This window comes from Pseudomonas sp. NPDC089408 (genome assembly GCF_044749445.1).
Lineage (GTDB): Bacteria > Pseudomonadota > Gammaproteobacteria > Pseudomonadales > Pseudomonadaceae > Aquipseudomonas.
Map to the genome: position 1 here is coordinate 264,623 of NZ_JBIVHY010000002.1, position 20,326 is coordinate 284,948.

Here is a 20,326-nt window from a genome sequence, read left to right on the forward strand (position 1 = left end):
CACAGTCTAGGGAGATCACCGTCAAGCGCAGTCAGCGGATGGTAAAGGCTCGGTAAAGATGGTCACAGGCAGTAGTAATAGCCCCGGCTGCGCAGGGCGACAATGCGTGGCCGGCCATCGGCGTGCGGGCCGATCTTCTTGCGCAGATTGCTGACGTGCATGTCCAGGCTGCGGTCGTACAGGGTCAGCTTGCGGCCCAGGCCGATCTGTGCCAGTTCCTGCTTGTCCAGCGGCTCGCCGGGCTGGCGCAGCAGGGCTTCGAGAATACGGCTTTCGGACAGGGTCAGGGTCATTTCGCGGCCATCGATGCTGGCCACGCCGCGGGCCGGGCTATACACCAGGTCGCCCAGCTCCACCTGGCTGGTGGTGGCGGTGGGGTGGCTGCGGCGCAGCACTGCGCGCAGGCGGGCGGTGAGCTCGCGCGGGTCGCAGGGTTTGGCCAGGTAGTCGTCGGCGCCCAGCTCCAGGCCGAGAATGCGGTCTAGCGGCTCACCACGTGCCGAGAGCATCAGCACCGGAAGCTCGGCGTGCTCGCTGCGCAACTGTTTGAGCAACTCCAGGCCACTGCCGTCGGGCAGCATCACATCCAGCACCACGGCATCAGGGGCATGCTCGGCCAAGGCCTGGCGTGCGCTCTGGCCATCGTGACAGGCACGTACGGTAAACCCTTCCTGGGTCAGCCAGCTGCCGAGCAGCTCGCACAGTTCCTGGTCATCATCAATCAGTAACAGCTCGCTCATGACTCACTCAATTCAACCATTGACGGCGGTCAAATCGGCCCGCCAGTGGCAAAGATACCGCAGACTGATGGCAACCGTATAACTGCGGGTACCGCGTGGGCTTCTTCGCGGGTGAACCCGCTCCTACAAGGACCGCGCGGTTCCTGTAGGAGCGGGTTTACCCGCGAAGCAGGCGACGCGGTCTCAGCTCACGGCAATACTTGCTTGAACGGTTTGACCACGACCTTGTCGTACACGCCCGCTGCAATGTAAGGATCGGCATCGGCCCAGGCCTGCGCCGCCGCCAGCGAGTCGAACTCGGCAACGATCAGGCTGCCGCTGAAGCCCGCGTCCCCTGGGTCATTGCTGTCGATGGCCGGGTGCGGGCCGGCCAGCACCACCCGGCCTTCGGCTTTCAGTTGCTGCAGGCGTTCGATATGCGCCGGGCGTGCGGCCAGGCGCTTTTCCAGGGAGTTCGCGACGTCGCTGGCGATAATGGCGTAGAGCATGTCAATCCTTGGGTTTGGAGGTAGAAGGGTCGTCGTGCAGGTGGCGCGACAGGTACACGCCTTGCGCCACCAGGAAGATCACGGTCATGCCCAGGCTGCCGAACACCTTGAAGTCCACCCAGAAGTCCTGAAAGGTGAAGGCGACGAACAGGTTGGCCGCGCCGCAGAACAGGAAGAACGCGATCCAGGCCACGTTAAGGCGAGCCCAGATGGCATCGGGCAAGGTCAAGGCGTGGCCCATGATGCGCTTGATCAGCACCCGGTCGCCGATGAAGTGGCTGCCGGCAAAGCCCAGGGCGAACAGCCAGTTGACCACCGGTGCCTTCCACTTGAGGAAGGTTTCGCTGTGAAAGGTCAGGGTCAGGCCGCCGAATACCAGGCAGGCAACCAGGGTCAGCCACTGGCCCTTTTCCAGCTTGCGCTGGCGCAGGAACAGCGCGCCGTATACCACCAGTGAGCTGATGATCAGCATGGCCGTGGCGCTGTAGATGCCGCCGAACTCGAAGCTGTGGCCGGCGACTTCCATGGGGCGCGGGTCGAGCTTGTAGACAATGAAGAACAGCAGCAGCGGGATGAAATCGATGAATTGTTTCACAATGGCAGCCAGAATCGGGATGTGACGGCATAATAACAAACATCGAATCCAGCGAAAGCGCTCCTCCATGAATGTTGATCTGCACTGTCACAGCACGGCCTCCGACGGCGCCCTGTCGCCCTCGGTACTGGTTGCCCGGGCCCATGAGCACGGGGTGCAAACGCTGGCCCTGACTGACCATGACACCCTCGAAGGCCTGCCCGAGGCACGCCAGGCCTGCCTTGAGCGGGGCATGCGCTGGGTCAGCGGGGTAGAGCTGTCGTGCACCTGGGGTGGCGCCACCATCCACGTGCTGGGCTATGACTTCCCGCTCGACGCGCCGCCGTTGCTGGCGGCGATCGAAGCATTGCACCGCGGGCGCTGGCTGCGCGCCGAAGAAATTGACAAACGGTTGGCCGCCAAGGGCATGCCCGGCACTCTTGAAGGCGCCCGCGCCGTGCAGCAGGAGCTGGGCGACAGCGGCAATGCCCCGGCGCGCCCTCACTTTGCCGAGTACCTGGTGCGCGCCGGGCACGTCAAGGACCGTGGCGAGGCGTTTCGCAAGTGGCTGGGCGCCGGCAAGCTGGGCGACGTGAAACAGCATTGGCCGACCCTCGACGAAACCGTTGCCACGTTGCGGCAGTCCAACGCTTGGGTGAGCCTGGCGCATCCCATGCACTACGACCTGACCCGCAGCAAGCGCAGACGGCTGATTGCCGACTATATTCAGGCAGGTGGGCAGGCACTCGAAGTGGTCAACGGGATGATGCCTGCCGAGCAAGTGGGCACCCTGTCCATCCTCACCCGTGAGTTCGGCCTGCTGGCAAGTGCTGGCAGTGACTTCCACGGCCCCGGCACCTGGGGCGAGATCGGTGCCTACCGGCCATTGCCCGAGGACCTGCCACCTTTGTGGCCTCGATTCAGCCATGAACAGCCTTTGGCGCTATGAACAGGATGACTACGTGAGCCAATTTTTCCAGATTCATGCGGAGAACCCGCAGGCGCGCCTGATCAAACAGGCCGTCGAGATCATCCGCAAGGGTGGCGTGGTGGTGTATCCGACCGACTCGGCTTACGCGCTGGGTTGCCAGATCGGCGACAAGGGCGCAATCGAGCGTGTGCGTACATTGCGCAAGCTGGACAAACAGCACAACTTCACCCTGTTGTGCTGCGATCTGTCGCAAATGGGGCTGTTCGCCAAGATCGATACCTCGACCTTCCGCCTGCTCAAGGCGCACATCCCGGGGCCTTACACCTTCATTCTCAACGCCACCCGCGAAGTGCCGCGCCTGCTGATGCATGAGAAGCGGCGGACCATCGGCCTGCGCGTGCCCTCCAACCCGATCGTGCTGGCGCTGCTCGAAGAGCTGGGCGAGCCGTTGATGAGCGTGAGCCTGATCTTGCCGCCTGAAGAAGAGCCCATGACCGACCCGTACGAGATACGTCAGCGGCTGGAGCACCATGTCGACCTGATCATCGACGGAGGTTACGGCGACCTCAAGGCCTCGACCATCATCGACCTGACAGGTGATGAGCCTGCGCTGATCCGTGAAGGCTGCGGCGACCCGACGCCGTTCCTGGTCGACGCGTGAGCCAGTTGGAAGCGCCGGAGGCGCCGGCCGAGCAGGCCGAGGAACCTCGGCAGTTGCAATTGGCCTTGGTCTACGGCGAAGCCCTGACCGAAATGCCGCTGGACCTGTACATCCCGCCGGACGCCCTGGAAGTCATTCTTGAAGCCTTCGAAGGCCCGCTGGACCTGTTGCTGTACCTGATCCGCAAGCAGAACATCGATATCCTCGACATCCCTGTGGCGGAAATCACCCGCCAGTACATGGGGTACGTGGAACTGATGAAAAGCGTGCGCCTGGAGCTGGCTGCCGAGTACCTGGTGATGGCCGCCATGCTCGCCGAGATCAAGTCGCGCATGCTGTTGCCGCGTTCGGCCGAGGTTGAGGAAGAGGAGGGCGACCCGCGCGCCGAACTGATTCGCCGCCTGCAGGAGTACGAGCGTTTCAAGGCCGCCGCTGAAGGCATCGACGAATTGCCACGCGTTGGCCGAGACGTGGTGGTGCCGCGCCTGGAAGCGCCGCAGGCCAAGGTGCGCAAGCTGTTGCCCCAGGTCAGCCTGGAAGAGCTGCTGGTGTCCATGGCCGAGGTGATGCGCCGCAACGACCTGTTCGAGAGCCACCAGATCACCCGTGAAACGTTGTCCACCCGCGAGCGCATGAGCCAGGTACTGGAGCGCCTCAAGGGCGGCGCTTTTGTGCCGTTTGTCGAGCTGTTTGGCGTCGACGAGGGCAAGCTGGGCGTGGTGGTGACCTTCATGGCGATTCTTGAGCTGGTGAAGGAATCGCTGATCGAACTGGTGCAGAATGAACCTTTCGCCGCCATCCACGTGCGGCTTCGCCCGGCGCTTGTTGAAGAACCCGATGAACCTGAATGAACCCCGCGACCTGGCGTCGCTGATAGAAGCCTTCCTGCTGGCTTCGGGCAAGCCGCAATCCCTGGAGCGTCTGTACGAGTTGTTCGAAGAAGCCGAGCGGCCTGAGCCCAAGGTGTTCAAGCAAGCCCTGGAGGTGCTGGGCAAGTCGTGCAACGGCCGCGCCTTCGAGCTCAAGGAAGTGGCCAGCGGCTACCGCCTGCAGATTCGCGAGGACTATGCCCCCTGGGTCGGACGCCTGTGGGAAGAGCGCCCGCAGCGCTATTCGCGTGCCTTGCTGGAAACGTTGGCATTGATCGCTTACCGCCAGCCCATCACGCGCGGCGAAATCGAGGACGTGCGTGGTGTGGCGGTAAACAGCAACATCATCAAGACCATGATGGAGCGTGAGTGGATTCGCGTGGTTGGCTACCGCGAAGTGCCCGGGCGCCCGGCGATGTTCGCCACCACCAAGGCGTTTCTCGACCACTTCAACCTCAAAAGCCTGGATGAGTTGCCAGCCTTGGCCGAGCTGCGCGCGATGGAGCCCGAGCCACTGCTTGACCCGGACGATGCGCCCGTGCCGGCGCACCTGCAGGCGCTGGCCGATGCCAGCCTTGGGGAAGAGGAAGAGGTAGGCGAGCCAAAGGAGGAGACCAGCTTCCGCAGCTTGTTGGTGGAGCTGGATGCCATGGAAGAAGGGCTGAAGACTGATTTTGATGATTTGCGAGAAGAGGAGCCTGAGGTTTCTGTGGAGGAAGAGGGCAAGGTACAGCCCTGATTCTTCTGTTGCCTGTACCGGCCTATTCGCGGGTAAACCCGCTCCTACACTGGATACCACATGCCCTGAGGGTGGTGCGGTTCCTGGATATCACATGCCCTGAGGGTGGCGCGGTCCCTTGTAGGAGCGGGTTCACCCGCGAATAGGCCGGTACTGCCAACACACCACCATTAGGCAGAAACCCCTGCCAATGCCCACAAAACCCTCTACGCTCCAGTGCGTTCTACAGCCGAACCGCGTATGATGCGCGGCCTTTTGGCGCGTCCGTCGCCAGAAAACCTATTTCATTCCTACACCGGGAGGTGCCCAGATGAGTGAGCAAGACCTGCAAAATACCGAAATTACCCCGCCAGCCGGCGAAAAGCTGCAGAAAGTGCTGGCACGCATTGGCGTGGGCTCGCGCCGTGACGTCGAGGCCTGGATCAGCCAGGGTCGCATCAAGGTCAACGGCGTTGCCGCCACCCTCGGCCAGCGCGTCGACCTGCACGACGCTATCGCCGTGGACGGCAAGCTGATCAAGCGCGAGGAGGCTGCCGAGGCCACCCGCCGCGTGATCATGTACAACAAGCCCGACGGCGAAATCTGCACCCGTGACGACCCGGAAGGCCGCCCGACCGTGTTCGACCGCCTGCCACGGCCAAAAGAAGGCCGCTGGATCAATATCGGCCGCCTCGACATCAACACCACCGGCCTGCTGCTGTTCACCACCGACGGTGAACTGGCCAACCGCCTGATGCACCCGTCCTATGAAATGGACCGTGAATACGCGGTACGTGTGCGTGGTGAAGTCGACGACGAGATGATCGAGCGCCTGAAGGCCGGCGTGATGCTGGAAGACGGCCCGGCCAAGTTTACCGACATCCAGAAAGCGCCCGGTGGCGAAGGCTTCAACCACTGGTACCACTGCGTGGTAATGGAAGGCCGCAACCGTGAAGTACGCCGCCTGTGGGAGTCCCAAGGCATGGTGGTCAGCCGCCTGAAACGCGTGCGTTTCGGCCCGGTGTTCCTCAACTCCGACCTGCCGATGGGCCGCTGGCGTGAAATGTCCCAGGGCGAGATCGACATCCTGGCCGCTGAAGTAGGTTTGCAGCCGGTGGCGCTGCCAACCCTGAACCTCAAGGCCAAGGACAAGATGGAGCGCCTGCAGCGCAAATCGTCCCGCCCGATGGGGCGTGGCGAGCGCGTGCGCAACCTGCGCCCGGCGCATGAAGGGGCTGCTACCGGTGAGCGCCCTGCGCGTCAGCCGCGCGAAGAGGCCCCACGCAAGGGTAGCCGCGGCAGTGCCGTGGCCGAGCGCCCGAGCGAGATGCGCAAGCGCCCTGGCAAGCCTGACGGTGACAAGCCGACCGGCCGTGGTCGCGGAAAGCCGCGTGGCTGATTGGCCTTTTGCGGTATAGAGAACCAGCCTTCGGGCTGGTTTTTTATGGCTGTAAGGACTTGGGGCCGCTTTGCGGCCCCAAGATATTGAACCAAAAGAATTTTTCTGACGACTGGCAAGTTCCCAAACCACCTCGTAAAGAAATCTATACAAATCTGGCCTATTTCAGCCCGCATTTCAGAACAAGCCCCATCCTGTAAACAAACCTTGCCGCCACGCACACGCAAAACTCGCCACCCAAGCCCTGCCCACCCTTGCCCAAACCCCCGCCCCACGGTGTTATAGCCGCCATTGCCGTGTGCAAGAGCCCGTCCACAGAGCCTGGCTGACAAAACAACAAATGGAGGCGCCATGTACGCCGATCACTCCGCCTTCCAAGGCCTACACCACAGGATCGCTGCGTTTTTTCCCGAGGAAACGATGCAACGCGTTGACGCCTGCGCGTTTGCAGGGGTATACAGTGCGCCGCGTTTTACCTGTGACCCTCTTGCGTACCGCGCACTCTTGATCACACCTGGCTGAGCCGCCTGCGGCGATAACCGAGATCAGGAAACCCAAGGTAACCACCTTGCCCATTCCGCTGCGCCACGAGCGCGGTGGGTCCGATTCCGTCACAGATAAAAACAATGCAGGTGACTTCGTTGAGTGGACAAAACATGCATTCAGGCGAGCTCAAGCGGGGCCTGAAGAACCGCCACATCCAGTTGATCGCCCTCGGCGGCGCGATTGGTACCGGCCTGTTCCTCGGCTCGGCAGGCGTAATGAAATCCGCCGGCCCGTCGATGATCCTTGGCTATGCCATTTGCGGCTTCATCGCCTTCATGATCATGCGCCAGCTGGGCGAAATGATCGTCGAAGAGCCGGTAGCCGGTTCGTTCAGCCACTTTGCCCACACCTACTGGGGCGGTTTCGCCGGCTTCCTGTCGGGCTGGAACTGCTGGGTGCTGTACATCCTGGTGGGCATGTCGGAGCTTTCGGCGGTCGGCAAGTATGTCCACTACTGGTGGCCGGAGATCCCGACCTGGGTCACCGCAGCCGCATTCTTTGTGCTGATCAACGCCATCAACCTGATGAACGTGAAGTTCTTCGGTGAGGCCGAGTTCTGGTTCGCCATCATCAAGGTCGTCGCCATCGTCAGCATGATCGGCCTGGGTGCCTACCTGTTGACCAGCGGCAGCGGCGGCCCAGATGCCACCGTCGCCAACCTGTGGTCGCACGGCGGCTTCTTCCCCAACGGTGTCAGCGGGCTGGTGATGGCCCTGGCCTTCATCATGTTCTCCTTCGGTGGCCTGGAAATGCTCGGCTTCACCGCTGCCGAGGCCGACAAGCCGAAGACCGTGATCCCCAAGGCGATCAACCAGGTCATCTACCGCATCCTGATCTTCTATGTCGGTGCCCTGGTGGTGCTGCTGTCACTGACCCCGTGGGACAACCTGGTCGCCAGCATCGACGCTTCCGGCGGCAGCTACGGCAGCAGCCCGTTCGTGCAGGTGTTCTCGCTGCTGGGCAGTGACGTGGCCGCCCACCTGCTGAACTTCGTGGTCCTGACCGCCGCGCTGTCGGTGTACAACAGCGGTACCTACTGCAACGCCCGCATGTTGCTGGGCATGGCCGAGCAGGGCGATGCCCCGGCGTCGCTGGCCAAGGTCGACAAGCGTGGTGTGCCGGTGCGTTCGATCCTGGTGTCGGCGGCGGTGACCCTGATCGCCGTGCTGCTCAACTACCTGATGCCGCAAAACGCCCTGGAACTGCTGATGTCGCTGGTAGTGGCGACCCTGGTGATCAACTGGGCGATGATCAGCTACTCCCACCTGAAGTTCCGCCAGCACCTGGACCGTACCGGCCAGAAGCCACTGTTCAAGGCCCTGTGGTACCCCTACGGCAACTATGTGGTGCTGGCGTTCGTGGTGCTCATCCTCGGCATCATGCTGATGATCCCGGGCATCCAGGTGTCGGTGTATGCAATTCCGGTTTGGCTGTTCGCCATGTTTGTGGTGTACATGGTCAAGCCACGCCGTCAGGTGCGGGCACCTGGGGTTGCCGGTCAAGCGGCCAAGTAAGCAACTGCAACTGCTGCCCCCAACCCGAAGCCAGCTAGCTGGCTTCGGGTTTTTTGCGTTAACCGCAAGGGCATTGCTCGCCCTCTGCCTGCCAGACGATGCCGGGTGGCAACCGGATACCGTCTGATGCAGTCTGCCGCCGCCGATGCTACTGCCATTTTCGAGCAGGGTTTCAGGCAGACATGGCTACCGACACACATCCCTCCACACAGACCGATCTGATTGCACAACTGCAACGCTACCAAGACAGTTTCATTGCCAGCCGGCTTCCTGACTGGTTGAAAAGACTCAAGCCAGCGCATTTTGCCTTGCTTAGCGAGGCGTTGCAGGCCAGCCTCGTTACGCGCCGGCAGCTCTCTGCAATTTTTGCCAAGTTGCAAAATATTGATGAATTTGCGCGCAAGTGTATTGCCGACCAGTTCGAGCTGAGTGCGGCGCCTGACAAGCTGTTCCTACGGCAGTGGTACACCTATGTATCGCCCTCGGTGCATTGGACTACGAGTCGGCTACCCACACTGGATCGTGACTGGTACGACACGTCGTTGTTATGGGCGGCATTACAGAACTTCAGTGATGACCACGTCACGATGGAGGCAGATTGCCTGGTCGATGTGGCCGGCCACAAGGTCGCGCAACCTTCGGCCAAGGCATTCATCCAGGCGTGCCGCAGGCTCGATATCGGCGGGAAATACCAGAAACACTTGCAATCTTTGCTGGAAACGCCCGGCAGTGCGGGCGCGGGCGAGCAGGATTTCGCTGCGCTGCTGCAGAAGCAGATACGTTCGATGATGCTGATCGATGCATTCAAGGCACACGCCGATGGCGTTCTCAGCGAAATGCAACTGGACTGGGTGATCGGTATTTATCGGCAAGGTCGTCCTGGCCGACTGGCGGGTGCGCCGGTGGTTGCCAGGAAGCTGCAGGCATTTGGTTGTGAGCTTCAGCAAATTGTAGTGTTCGACGTGGTCGATGAAGGCTTTTTTCGAAACACCAGTAAAGCCGTGCTGGTTTACATACCTGCAGACCCGCAAGGCGCCTGGAGCGTGAGTAACGACTTGGAAACGTTTGCGCGCAGCGTGCTGGGGCGTCGCCTTCGCGACGAACAGTATCGAACGTTTTTCAGCCGGTATGTACGCAGGCGTGACAGCCAGCATTTCTTTTTCGAATTGCACAAACGAATGGTTGATGTTGCAGGCGATGAAACCCCGGCGCTGGACCAACGCATGATCCGTGACCTGGACTCGCTATTTCAGGGGCTGGCCACCAGGCGCATCCGGCAGATCAAGGATGACGCTGCAATGATTGCCGTCCCGGTAGCCGACATCGATACTGCCGCGCGAGCAGATCATGACCGGCGCATGGCTGCTGAGGGATGGGCGGGTTTGACGCTTGCCAGCCTGTTTGTGCCGCAGTTGGGCGTGATATTGCTGGCGGTGATGGCCTGGGAACTGCTGGATGAGACGTTTCAAGCTGCCGCGGATTGGCGCGAGGGTGACAGCGCTGCGGCGCTGGAGCATCTGCTGAACGTAGGCAAGCGTGTGGCCACTGTCGCTGCGCTTGCTGCAGGCGGTATAGCCGTGCGACACGCATGGCAACGCGCCGTGATGGTCGATGACATGGTGCCAGCTGTGCTGGAGGACGGCACTGAAAAGCTGTGGAAGCCAGATCTTGCACCCTACGTGAGCGCGCCGCCACCCGCAACCGCCGTACTCGATGCCCAGGGGATTTACCGCCAGGGCACGCAATGCTGGGTCGAAATGGACGGAGCTTATTACGACGTGTACGAGCAGGCTGACGGTGAGTGGTACCTTCGCCGCTACGCCAACTATTCGCCGCAACTTGAACACAATGGGGCGGGGGCGTGGCGGCTTTGGAGCGAGCGCCCGGAACAATGGAGCGATACGCACCGGATGTTCAGCCGACTGGGCGGACAATGCGCCCGGCTTCCGCATAGTTTGATCGAGCATGTTCTCGCCGTGCATGGCCTGAGCGCGCTTCAGCTCAGGGCATTGCACGTGTTTGGCCGAGCGCCCGAGGTTGAACTGGTGGACACGGTGAACCGGTTTGCGATTGCCCATCGAGTGGCCGATTTACAGGAGCGCTTGCAGTCCGGAGAGGAGGTCGTGGACACGCCACTGCTGCTCAAGGTTCATGAACTTTGCGGTGCAACCGTGGTGGCGGATGAACGCATGGCGCAAATGGTCGCCGATAATCGACGTCGTCTGTTCCAGATGCTTTATGACCAGGACGATGTGGTGGATGAGGCCACTCGCCCTCTGCGCCGGGCTTTTCCCAGCTTGCACCGCTTGGCGGCACAGCAGATTCTCGACGAGGCCACAGCCGCTCAGCGCAACCAGCTCGCGGATTCCGGAAGGGTCCCTTTCGCAATGGCGCTTGTGGCCAGGCAGCGAGTAGTGCGGATAAGGGTGGCGCGAGTGGGGGAGGGGCTGTGGATCGACGCCCCACAAACCCTGGACTTCGCCAGGGCAGTGCTCAAAATTGTGCAGGGCTTGCCCGGAGTGGCTGCCGACAAAGGTTGGCATTTGATAGACGCACAAGGTCGCTGGGCGTTACCCCCCGATACTGGCAAGTCCAAAGCGGTTAGCGTGCTGTATCAAGACGGTGCGTTCTGGCTGCGGGACACCAAGGGTAACGATCAGAGCGCCCCGGGTGAGCTGTTTCAAACCCTGGCCGATACGTTCAGTGCGCACGAGCGCGAAGCCATGGCAATCGAGGCGCCTTTTGCGGCCAACCTGCGCCGGGCGGTAGCGGCCCGGTGGGCTGCTCAGCGTCAGGACATCGCCACTCTTTTTGGCGCTGACCGCCCTGCGCCCGCCTTCGTGCTACCCACACGGTTGGATGATGGCAGGATAGGTTATCCACTTGCAGGGGGAAGGCGACTATTTGGCGCGCACCCGCCCGCCGCGCTGCCAACCCGATTAGCACAGTTATGCACAGGCGCCAGCGATGATCAGATCGCGCGATGGTTGAATGCGGCAGGACCTGATGACGCAACTGCAATAGGTGAATTCGAGCGCCAGCTAAAGCGCTTGAAGACCAGCCTGACGCACTGGCAGCGCCGTGGCGCGCTCAAGTTCGAATGGCTTGAACGCTATGGGTTTCGCAAGATACTGATCGCGCGTTGGCGCCACGTGGTGCTCGGTAGATATTTGAACCTGGAGTTACCCAGTGCATTGTGGGATTACGAGCTTGGTATAGCGCAGTTGCCTGACCTGCCTGAAACCATTGTCTTCCCCCATATTACCCAATTGTCGTTCCGAGACTCCGAGTTAACATCGATTTCACCTGGATTTCTCCGGGCATTTCCCAACTTGAAGGGGTTGGAACTCACCAACGGTGAGCTTCGCAAGATTTCCTTACCCGCCTTCTTACGCCAACAGCTGACGTCGCTGGACCTGTCAGGAAATAGAATCAGGCTCGATGCCGAGCAGGTGGCGGAGCTGGAAAGTTGCTCGGCACTGGTGTACCTGAATTTGTCGGATAACCCTTTGAAAGCGGGCTTTTCCATCAGTCGGATGCCGGAACTGCGCTCACTGATGCTTTGCTCGACGCGTTTGACGACGTTGCCGGACGGCGTGTTGACGCACCCGAAACTGTCCAGGCTCGAGCTGATTGATAGCACGATCACCACCTTCCCCGCAGGTTTTTGGAGTGCGTCCATCGTGCGGACAGGGAGATTTCGGATAGGCAGGTCGGGTGAGGCTGAGCGGCGCTGGTACGACCCTGAGGATATCCTGAATCCAGTACCCAAACGTTACCTCTGGCAGGACGCTGTGGACTTGCCCGACAGAAGCGATATGGCCACATTGTGGCAAAGCCTTGAGGAAATGCCTGGCTCGCATGATTATTTCAACCTGCTCGCGCGGTTGAGTACCTCTGCTGAGTTTGCCTCGGACGTGGGTGCGAATGCGCTTGCCTATCGGGTGTATGAAATGATGGAGGCGATCAAGGAATTTGGCGATTCACTGGTGATCACTGAACGCGAGTTGGCGGCGGTCATTGAGCAGAAAACGGCCCAGGCTAGCGCGCGCGGGCTGACAGTGGACAGCGCAAAGCTGCTGGCCGATACCCGAGAGGCCTTCAGCTTCCGGGCGGATTTCTTCAGCGCATCGGAGATCGATGGCTGCGGTGATGATGCGCTCTCTCGCTTTATCGATCTTGAAATGTATATCAAAACCTGGAAGCTCAGCCGTGACCTTGATGCCACTGCCGAGGCCGAGCTGCTCAGAATAGGTGCTCAGTTCTGGCGCTTGCAAAAGCTCGATGAGTTTTCCGAATTGCATGCGTATCGGAACGGTTTGGGCCACAAACTGGTGGATGTGCAGCTGATGTATCGCATGGATTTGTTCGACAGCCTGCAACTGCCTATTCGACGCCCGCTCATGCGGTTCATCGGCACGGTAACCCCGGCCGAGCTGACCGTGGATCAGGACGGGGTGTTGAGTTACATCCGTGAGCGTCAGACGGTTGCCGTGATGGCCAGGTGGTACTGTCAGCAGCCCTATTGGATAAAATACCTTGAGCGCTCATCGCCCGCCCGCTTCACGTTGACGCGGCAAAAGCTGATCGAGAAGAACAGGTTGCACACCCAGGACGATGTAGCAGGCATGGAGGCGTTCAACCGCTGGGAAGCCGATTGGCTGCGCGATCAGCGTAGGGCGTTGACCGAAGAATGCATGCAGCGCGCAGCGCATATGTGGACTGTCCACATCCCTGAATGAGCAGAGGTGCCCACCAGGATAGGTGGTTAGCTAGATCTGCCCCAGTAGCCAGCTACGGAACGCTTTCAACGATGGCAGCGCTTCGTTTCTGGCGGGGTAGATAAGGTAGTAGCTGCGCTGACTGGCGATGGCGCTCCCGGGGCTGAACAGCTCGCCGTTGATCAGCTCTTCGTCTACCAGAATTCGGGGTACCAGGCCGATCCCTATGCCGGCTCGAACGGCCTGGATCAAGTGCGAGGTCAGTTCGAAACTCGGCCCCAGGCGCATTGCGCGATGCGACAGGCCGTGGTGCGAAAACCACTCACCCCAGGCATAGGGGTTGTTGGCGACGTTCAGCAGCACCTCCTGGCTGATGCGTGCCGGGTCCCAGCCCCGGGTATCGGTGCCGGCCTGCGTCGGCAGAATGACCACCAGCTCTTCGGCGTGCAGGCGATGGCAGATGAGCCCCGGCAGGTCGTGGCTGGCCACGGCGATAGCGGCGTCGATCTCGCTGGTCTCGAAGTTGATGGCTTCGATACGGGAATGAATATGCACCAGCATGCCGGGGTGTGCGCCGTAGAACGCATGCAGCCGCGGCAACAGCCATTTCGAGCCGAATGTGGGCAGCGTGGCCAAGCGCAAAGTGCCCACGCCCGACTGGTAGGCCAGGGCCTGCAAGGTGGCGCTGCGGATGCGCCCCAATGCCTCGCTGAGCTCGCGCTGGTACAGGCGGCCGACATCGGTCAACTGCACCTGCCGGCCCTCGCGGCGGAACAGGGTCAGGCCCAGCTGTTGCTCCAGCGCCTGCACCTGGCGGCTGACCGCACTCTGGGTCAGCGACAGTTCGGCAGCAGCACGGGTGTAGCTTTCATGCCGCGCGGCGGCCTCGAATGCCAGCAGCAGCGACATGGACGGTGTCAGGTGGCGGTAATTCATTCATAAAAGTCATTGATAGCGGCAGGATTATCCGTTTGCCCCTCAGGCCAAACTACAGGAATATTGGCCTATACGTCATCCCTGCATGTATTAACCCATGCCGGCACGACAGGAATCCCGTGAATTAGCCAATATCAAGAGGCCATCCTTCGATGATCGCCCAGCTGCCGACCGTTGCACCGAGCGCCAACTACCCCGAATTCCTCGAAGCCCTGCGCAACAGCGGCTTCCGTGGCCAGATCAGTGCCGACTACGCCACCCGTACGGTGCTGGCCACCGACAACTCGATTTACCAGCGCCTGCCGCAAGCAGCGGTGTTCCCGCTGGATGCCGACGACGTGGCGCGCGTCGCCACGCTGATGGGCGAGCCGCGCTTCCAGCAGGTCAAGCTGACCCCGCGTGGCGGTGGTACCGGCACCAACGGCCAGTCACTGACCGACGGTATCGTCGTCGACCTGTCGCGGCACATGAACAACATCCTCGAAATCAACGTCGAGGAACGCTGGGTGCGGGTGCAGGCCGGTACCGTCAAGGACCAGCTCAACGCGGCGCTCAAGCCACACGGGCTGTTCTTCGCCCCCGAGCTGTCCACCTCCAACCGTGCCACCGTCGGCGGCATGATCAACACCGATGCCAGCGGCCAGGGCAGCTGCACGTACGGCAAGACCCGTGACCATGTGCTGGAGCTGCACAGCGTGCTGCTCGGTGGTGAGCGCCTGCACAGCCTGCCGATCGACGATGCCGCGCTGGAGCAGGCCTGCGCCGCGCCTGGCCGGGTTGGCGAGGTGTACCGCATGGCACGGGAAATCCAGGAAACCCAGGCCGAACTCATCGAAACCACCTTTCCCAAGCTCAACCGTTGCCTGACCGGCTATGACCTGGCGCACCTGCGCGATGAGCAGGGTCGCTTCAACCTCAACAGCGTGATGTGCGGCGCCGAGGGTTCGCTGGGGTATGTGGTCGAAGCCAAGCTCAACGTACTGCCGATTCCCAAGTACGCGGTGCTGGTCAACGTGCGCTACACCAGCTTCATGGATGCCCTGCGTGACGCCAATGCGCTGATGGCGCACAAGCCGCTGTCGATCGAGACCGTGGACTCCAAGGTACTGATGCTGGCGATGAAGGATATCGTCTGGCACAGCGTTGCCGAGTACTTCCCGGCCGACCCCGAGCGCCCGACCCTGGGTATCAACCTGGTGGAGTTCTGCGGCGACGAGCCGGCCGAGGTCAATGCCCGGGTGCAGGCCTTCGTCGCCCACCTGCAAGCGGATACCAGCGTCGAGCGCCTTGGGCATACCCTGGCTGAAGGCGCCGAGGCCGTGACCCGTGTCTATGTCATGCGCAAGCGTTCGGTGGGCCTGCTGGGCAACGTCGAGGGCGAAGTGCGCCCGCAGCCGTTCGTCGAAGACACCGCGGTGCCGCCCGAGCAGCTGGCCGACTACATCGCCGACTTCCGCGCGCTGCTCGATGGCTACGGCCTGGCTTACGGCATGTTTGGCCACGTCGACGCCGGTGTGCTGCACGTGCGCCCGGCACTGGACATGAAAGACCCAGCCCAGGCCGCGCTGGTCAAGCCGATCTCCGATGCAGTGGCAGCGTTGACCAAAAGTTACGGCGGCCTGCTGTGGGGCGAGCACGGCAAGGGTTTGCGCTCGGAATACGTGCCCGAGTACTTCGGCGAACTGTACCCGGCGCTGCAACGCCTGAAAGGCGCCTTCGACCCGCATAACCAGCTGAACCCAGGCAAGATCTGCACCCCTCCAGGCAGCGCCGAAGGCCTGACCCCGGTGGATGGCGTGACCCTGCGCGGTGACCTCGACCGCACCATCAACGAGCGCGTGTGGCAGGACTTCCCCAGCGCCGTGCATTGCAACGGCAACGGCGCCTGCTACAACTACGACCCCAACGACGCCATGTGCCCGTCGTGGAAGGCCACCCGCGAGCGCCAGCATTCGCCCAAGGGCCGTGCCTCGCTGATGCGCGAATGGCTGCGCCTGCAGGGTGAAGCGAACATCGATGTGCTGGCCGCGGCGCGCAACAAGGTGTCGTGGCTCAAGGGCCTGCCGACACGCCTGCGCAACAACCGCGCGCGCAGCCAGGGCCAGGAAGATTTCTCCCATGAGGTGTACGACGCCATGGCCGGCTGCCTGGCATGCAAGTCATGCGCCGGGCAGTGCCCGATCAAGGTCAACGTGCCGGACTTCCGCTCGCGCTTCCTCGAGCTGTACCACGGCCGCTACCAGCGCCCGCTGCGCGACTACCTGATCGGCTCGCTGGAATTCACCATTCCGTACCTGGCGCATGCGCCGGGGCTGTACAACGCGGTGATGGGTTCGAAGTGGGTGAGCAAGCTGCTGGCCGACAAGGTCGGCATGGTCGACAGCCCGCTGATCAGCCGCTTCAACTTCCAGGCTACCCTCAGCCGCTGCCGTGTTGGCATTGCCACGGTACCGGCCCTGCGCGAACTGACCCCGGCCCAGCGCGAGCGCAGTATCGTGCTGGTGCAGGACGCCTTCACCCGCTACTTTGAAACGCCGCTGCTGTCGGCCTTCATCGACCTGGCGCACCGTCTGGGCCACCGGGTGTTCCTGGCGCCGTACAGTGCCAATGGCAAGCCATTGCATGTGCAAGGCTTCCTTGGCGCATTCGCCAAGGCGGCGATCCGCAACGCCACCCAGCTCAAGGCCCTGGCCGACTGCGGCGTGCCGCTGGTGGGCCTGGACCCGGCGATGACCCTGGTGTACCGCCAGGAGTACCAGAAGGTGCCGGGCCTGGACGGTTGCCCGCAGGTGCTGCTGCCGCAGGAGTGGCTGATGGATGTGCTGCCCGAGCAGGCGCCGACCGCGCCCGGCAACTTCCGTTTGATGGCGCATTGCACCGAGAAGACCAACGTGCCAGCCAGTACCAAGCAGTGGGAGCAGGTGTTTGCCCGTTTGGGGCTGAAGCTGGTGACCGAGGCGACCGGTTGCTGCGGCATGTCCGGGACATATGGGCATGAGTCGCGCAACCAGGAAACGTCGCGGACCATCTTTGAGCAGAGCTGGGCGACCAAGCTGGACAAGGAAGGTGAGCCGCTGGCGACCGGGTATTCGTGCCGGAGCCAGGTCAAGCGCATGACCGAACGCAAGATGCGCCACCCACTGGAAGTGTTGTTGCAGTACGCACAGCGCTGAGCTTGAGGGCCCCGGGGCTGCTTTGCAGCCCATTCGCGGGTAAACCCGCTCCTACACAGATGGCGTCGGCTTGCACGATCCTTGTAGGAGCGGGTTCATCGAGGCGTCGAACCGCCGCGAATAGGCCCGCCCCGGCAATACAGCTGTCAGCCTTCTGCTGTGCGATCCCTACCCCGACGCGCCTGCCGATACAAATACAGGCTCAACACCAACCCGCAAGCCGCCGCAGCCGCCGCAAACAGAAACATCGAAGCAAACCCGAACCCCGCCGCCACCGCGCCCACCAATGGCCCGGTCACCCCCAGCGACAAATCGATGAACAGTGAGTAAGCCCCCACCGCAGCCCCGCGGTTGGCCGCCGACACCTGGTTCACGGCTTCCACACCCAGTGCCGGGAACACCAGCGAGAAACCAAACCCGCTCAACGCAGCCCCCGCCAGTGCCAGTTCGGCACTGGGTGTCAGCCACAGCATCAGCAGCCCCAACGTTTCCACCGACAGGCAAGCGATCGCCACGCGAAACCCGCCAATCCGGTTGATCAGGTTGCCGAACAGCAACCGTGCACTGATGAAGCTGGCACCAAACAGGCTCAGCGTCAGCGCGGCATTGCCCCAGCCACGGCTGGCGTAATACAGGGTGATGAATGTGGCGATGGTGCCAAAACCTATCGAGCCCAGTGCAAGGCCGGAGCCATGCGGAAACACCTTGCCCAGTACCCGCAGAAAGGGCAGGCGCACGCCGCTGACAATGGGCGCGGCCTGCTTGCGCCAGGCCAGCAGCAAGCCGAGTACGCACAGCAGGATGATGCTGACGCCCATGCTCCATAGCCCCAGGCCTTTGACCATCAGTACGCCCAGCGGGGCGCCGATGGCCAGTGCGCCGTAACTGGCGATGCCGTTCCAGGAGATGACCTTGGCCGTGTTGGTGGCGCCCACCCGGCCAATCCCCCAGCCGATCGCGCCCGAACCCACCAGGCTTTCGGCGCTGCCCAGCACCAGGCGGCCGACCAGCAGGCATGTCAGGCTCAGCCACGGCAGGTGGGTGAAGAAGGCGCAGGCCAGCATGAACACGCCACTAAGGCCGCAGCCGGCAAGGCCGTACATCACGGCTTTCTTGCTGCCGTGGTTGTCGATGATGCGGCTGGCGGTCGGGCGGCTGAGCAGGGTGGCCAGGTACTGCACGCTGATCACCAGGCCGGCGACCACGGCGCTGAAGCCCAGGTCGTTGTGCACATAGCCAGGCAGTACGGCCAGCGGGATGCCGATGTTCAGGTAGCCGATGAAGGTGAAGAGGACAATGGAGACGACTTGCAGGGTGACCGCAAGGGGGCGCGGTGAGTCGGGCATGGGGGCCTACGTGGGTTCTGGACGGTGTGAAAACGTGATGACGGGGGTGGCCCGCAGGTCAGCCGTTTTCACACAGTCGGGGGTGCGCAGTTATTCCTGGTCAGCGCTGGATTGATCGTCACCATCCTGCTCGGCGGCAACTGCCGGCTCGGCGTGGACGGTAACGGTTGGCTCTTCTGGGTTCAGGCTTGGGAAGGGAAGATTCGGGATCTCATGCATCTCGTCGTTCCTCGCAAGTGTGAGTGAAAAGTCTGCGCCAGGCGCGTTTGGAGCTTCACAAAGCTGGGGCAGGATACACAAGTCTGGATGACAGTTTGGATTTTTTCCCGTTCGTTTGTCGGTTTTGCGGGCGAACAGCGCACAATTTCCTTATGAAAAAGGGCCGCTTCGCGCCCCATTCGCGGGACAAGCCCGCTCCCACAGATATCGCGCACAAGCCTGTGCAGGCGCGGTCTCTGTGGGAGCGGGCTTGTCCCGCGAATGGGGCGCGAAGCGGCCCTTCCTTGTTGCTTACTTACGGCCTTCTGCCGTCTCTGCAACCTTGTCAGTACGCGCACACATGATGAAGTCGTTACGGTGCAGGCCCTTGATCGAGTGGCTCCACCAGGTCACGGTCACCTTGCCCCATTCGGTCAGCAGCCCCGGGTGGTGGCCTTCGGCCTCGGCGATTTCGCCCACAGCATTGGTGAACGCCAGGGCGTGCGTGAAATTCTTGAACAGGAACGCGCGCTCCAGCTCCATGTGGCCGTCACGTACTTCGATGTTCCAGTCCGGAATTTCGCGGATCAGTTCGGCCAGCTCTTCGTCGGTAACCTTCGGGGCGTCGGCGCGGCAGGCTTCGCAGTGGGCTTGGTTCAAGGCATTCATGAGGTGTTTTCCGGTTCGAGTTGTTATCGGCAAGGTCGCTCAGGCGGCGACCTTGGGTGGAAATTTCGGGGCGTGCAGGCCCAGTTGCATGGCTTGGTGGACCATGCCCATGATGTCTTCGTGGGCCAGGTCGAACAGGCGCTTCATGTTCGGTAGCACGAAATACACGGGCTGCAGGATGTCGATGCGGTAGGGCGTGCGCATGGCCTCGATCGGGTCGAAGGCCTGGTGCTCAGGCTCGTCAGACAAACTGTAGACGGTCTCCTTCGGCGACGAGAGGATACCGCCACCGTAGATCTTGCGGCCCTGTGCGGTTTCCATCAGGCCGAACTCGATGGTCATCCAGTACAGGCGCGCCAGGTATACGCGCTGTTCCTTGGTCGCGGCCAGGCCGAGCTTGCCGTAGGTGTGGGTGAATTCGGCGAACCAGGGGTTGGTCAGCAGCGGGCAGTGGCCGAAAATCTCGTGGAAGATATCGGGCTCTTGCAGGTAGTCCAGCTCTTCGGGGGTGCGGATGAACGTGGCAACCGGGAAGCGCTTGCTGGCCAGCAGCTCGAAGAAGGTCTGGAAGGGGATCAGGGCCGGTACCCGGGCAACTTGCCAGCCGGTGGTGGCGCCCAGCACCTTGTTGATTTCGCCCAGTTGCGGAATGCGGTCATGCGGCAGCTTGAGCTGGTCGATGCCGTCCAGGTATTCCTGGCACGCGCGGCCTTCGATCACTTTCAACTGGCGGGTGATCAAGGTGTTCCACACCGCATGCTCTTGCTGCGGGTAATCGATAAAACCATGCGCATCGGGCTCGCGGGCCACGTATTGCGTCTGTTTCATAAGGCTCTCCTGGTG

Annotated in this window: 16 protein-coding genes; 8 read left to right on the forward strand and 8 right to left on the reverse strand. The window is 62.0% G+C overall.

Annotated features, from left to right (window positions below; translation table 11 throughout):
* Positions 1-62 precede the first annotated feature (62 nt).
* From ACIP02_RS04550 to ACIP02_RS04560, 3 genes are all read right to left on the reverse strand, one after another.
* Positions 63-740, reverse strand: coding sequence for a response regulator transcription factor (locus ACIP02_RS04550; RefSeq protein WP_400613659.1), 678 nt, complete (start codon positions 738-740; stop codon positions 63-65).
* Between the two features lie 188 nt (positions 741-928).
* Positions 929-1,228, reverse strand: coding sequence for a YciI family protein (locus tag ACIP02_RS04555; RefSeq protein ID WP_060508399.1), 300 nt, complete (start codon positions 1,226-1,228; stop codon positions 929-931).
* A 1-nt stretch (position 1,229) separates the two neighbouring features.
* A complete protein-coding gene (locus ACIP02_RS04560; RefSeq protein ID WP_201206133.1) occupies positions 1,230-1,823 on the reverse strand; it encodes a septation protein A in 594 nt (197 codons plus the stop codon).
* Positions 1,824-1,890: 67 nt separating this feature from the next.
* Here ACIP02_RS04560 and ACIP02_RS04565 point away from each other — a divergent pair, with 67 nt between their 5' ends.
* The 7 genes from ACIP02_RS04565 to ACIP02_RS04595 all read left to right on the forward strand — a co-directional run bounded on the left by ACIP02_RS04565 (position 1,891) and on the right by ACIP02_RS04595 (position 13,182).
* Positions 1,891-2,751, forward strand: coding sequence for a PHP domain-containing protein (locus ACIP02_RS04565; protein WP_400613662.1), 861 nt, complete (start codon positions 1,891-1,893; stop codon positions 2,749-2,751).
* A gap of 13 nt (positions 2,752-2,764) precedes the next feature.
* Positions 2,765-3,394 carry an L-threonylcarbamoyladenylate synthase gene (locus ACIP02_RS04570; RefSeq protein WP_400614143.1) on the forward strand — a complete coding sequence of 210 codons (630 nt, stop codon included), beginning with the start codon at positions 2,765-2,767 and terminating at the stop codon, positions 3,392-3,394.
* A gap of 125 nt (positions 3,395-3,519) precedes the next feature.
* A complete protein-coding gene (locus ACIP02_RS04575; RefSeq protein ID WP_400614145.1) occupies positions 3,520-4,245 on the forward strand; it encodes a segregation and condensation protein A in 726 nt (241 codons plus the stop codon).
* Positions 4,232-5,002, forward strand: coding sequence for an SMC-Scp complex subunit ScpB (gene scpB / locus ACIP02_RS04580; protein WP_400613664.1), 771 nt, complete (start codon positions 4,232-4,234; stop codon positions 5,000-5,002). The genes ACIP02_RS04575 and scpB overlap by 14 nt, the downstream gene beginning before the upstream one ends.
* A gap of 310 nt (positions 5,003-5,312) precedes the next feature.
* Positions 5,313-6,380 carry a 23S rRNA pseudouridine(2605) synthase RluB gene (gene rluB / locus ACIP02_RS04585; protein WP_400613666.1) on the forward strand — a complete coding sequence of 356 codons (1,068 nt, stop codon included), beginning with the start codon at positions 5,313-5,315 and terminating at the stop codon, positions 6,378-6,380.
* Between the two features lie 641 nt (positions 6,381-7,021).
* Positions 7,022-8,440: an amino acid permease gene (locus ACIP02_RS04590; protein ID WP_400613668.1), complete on the forward strand. Its 1,419-nt coding sequence runs from the start codon at positions 7,022-7,024 to the stop codon at positions 8,438-8,440.
* 182 nt (positions 8,441-8,622) lie between these two features.
* On the forward strand, positions 8,623-13,182 hold the full coding sequence (locus ACIP02_RS04595; protein WP_400613670.1) for a dermonecrotic toxin domain-containing protein: 4,560 nt from the start codon (positions 8,623-8,625) through the stop codon (positions 13,180-13,182).
* Positions 13,183-13,212: 30 nt separating this feature from the next.
* On the opposite strand, the gene ACIP02_RS04600 is transcribed toward ACIP02_RS04595, so the two are convergent.
* Complete coding sequence (locus ACIP02_RS04600) at positions 13,213-14,097, reverse strand: LysR substrate-binding domain-containing protein (protein ID WP_400613672.1); 885 nt, start codon at positions 14,095-14,097, stop codon at positions 13,213-13,215.
* A 152-nt stretch (positions 14,098-14,249) separates the two neighbouring features.
* On the opposite strand from ACIP02_RS04600, the gene ACIP02_RS04605 reads away from it, so the two are divergent.
* Positions 14,250-17,270, forward strand: a complete 3,021-nt coding sequence (locus ACIP02_RS04605) for an FAD-binding and (Fe-S)-binding domain-containing protein (RefSeq protein WP_400613674.1) — start codon at positions 14,250-14,252, stop codon at positions 17,268-17,270.
* A gap of 146 nt (positions 17,271-17,416) precedes the next feature.
* Here the strand turns inward: ACIP02_RS04605 and ACIP02_RS04610 are convergent, their stop codons facing one another.
* From ACIP02_RS04610 to phhA, 4 genes are all read right to left on the reverse strand, one after another.
* A complete protein-coding gene (locus ACIP02_RS04610; protein ID WP_400613676.1) occupies positions 17,417-18,616 on the reverse strand; it encodes an MFS transporter in 1,200 nt (399 codons plus the stop codon).
* Positions 18,617-18,706: 90 nt separating this feature from the next.
* Positions 18,707-18,835, reverse strand: coding sequence for a hypothetical protein (locus tag ACIP02_RS04615; protein ID WP_400613678.1), 129 nt, complete (start codon positions 18,833-18,835; stop codon positions 18,707-18,709).
* Between the two features lie 291 nt (positions 18,836-19,126).
* Entirely contained in the window at positions 19,127-19,483 is a 357-nt protein-coding gene (locus ACIP02_RS04620; protein WP_400613680.1) for a 4a-hydroxytetrahydrobiopterin dehydratase, read from the reverse strand.
* A 39-nt stretch (positions 19,484-19,522) separates the two neighbouring features.
* Complete coding sequence (gene phhA, locus ACIP02_RS04625) at positions 19,523-20,311, reverse strand: phenylalanine 4-monooxygenase (protein ID WP_400613682.1); 789 nt, start codon at positions 20,309-20,311, stop codon at positions 19,523-19,525.
* Between the last annotated feature and the right edge of the window lie 15 nt (positions 20,312-20,326).

What these genes read in the sequence shown, in the direction of transcription:
- ACIP02_RS04620 (WP_400613680.1), bottom strand. Translation starts at nt 19,483, where the DNA reads ATGAATGCCTTGAACCAAGCCCACTGCGAAGCCTGCCGCGCCGACGCC.
- scpB (WP_400613664.1), top strand. Translation starts at nt 4,232, where the DNA reads ATGAACCTGAATGAACCCCGCGACCTGGCGTCGCTGATAGAAGCCTTC.
- ACIP02_RS04595 (WP_400613670.1), top strand. Translation starts at nt 8,623, where the DNA reads ATGGCTACCGACACACATCCCTCCACACAGACCGATCTGATTGCACAA.
- ACIP02_RS04605 (WP_400613674.1), top strand. Translation starts at nt 14,250, where the DNA reads ATGATCGCCCAGCTGCCGACCGTTGCACCGAGCGCCAACTACCCCGAA.
- rluB (WP_400613666.1), top strand. Translation starts at nt 5,313, where the DNA reads ATGAGTGAGCAAGACCTGCAAAATACCGAAATTACCCCGCCAGCCGGC.
- ACIP02_RS04550 (WP_400613659.1), bottom strand. Translation starts at nt 740, where the DNA reads ATGAGCGAGCTGTTACTGATTGATGATGACCAGGAACTGTGCGAGCTG.
- ACIP02_RS04615 (WP_400613678.1), bottom strand. Translation starts at nt 18,835, where the DNA reads ATGCATGAGATCCCGAATCTTCCCTTCCCAAGCCTGAACCCAGAAGAG.
- phhA (WP_400613682.1), bottom strand. Translation starts at nt 20,311, where the DNA reads ATGAAACAGACGCAATACGTGGCCCGCGAGCCCGATGCGCATGGTTTT.
- ACIP02_RS04610 (WP_400613676.1), bottom strand. Translation starts at nt 18,616, where the DNA reads ATGCCCGACTCACCGCGCCCCCTTGCGGTCACCCTGCAAGTCGTCTCC.
- ACIP02_RS04555 (WP_060508399.1), bottom strand. Translation starts at nt 1,228, where the DNA reads ATGCTCTACGCCATTATCGCCAGCGACGTCGCGAACTCCCTGGAAAAG.
- ACIP02_RS04600 (WP_400613672.1), bottom strand. Translation starts at nt 14,097, where the DNA reads ATGAATTACCGCCACCTGACACCGTCCATGTCGCTGCTGCTGGCATTC.
- ACIP02_RS04565 (WP_400613662.1), top strand. Translation starts at nt 1,891, where the DNA reads ATGAATGTTGATCTGCACTGTCACAGCACGGCCTCCGACGGCGCCCTG.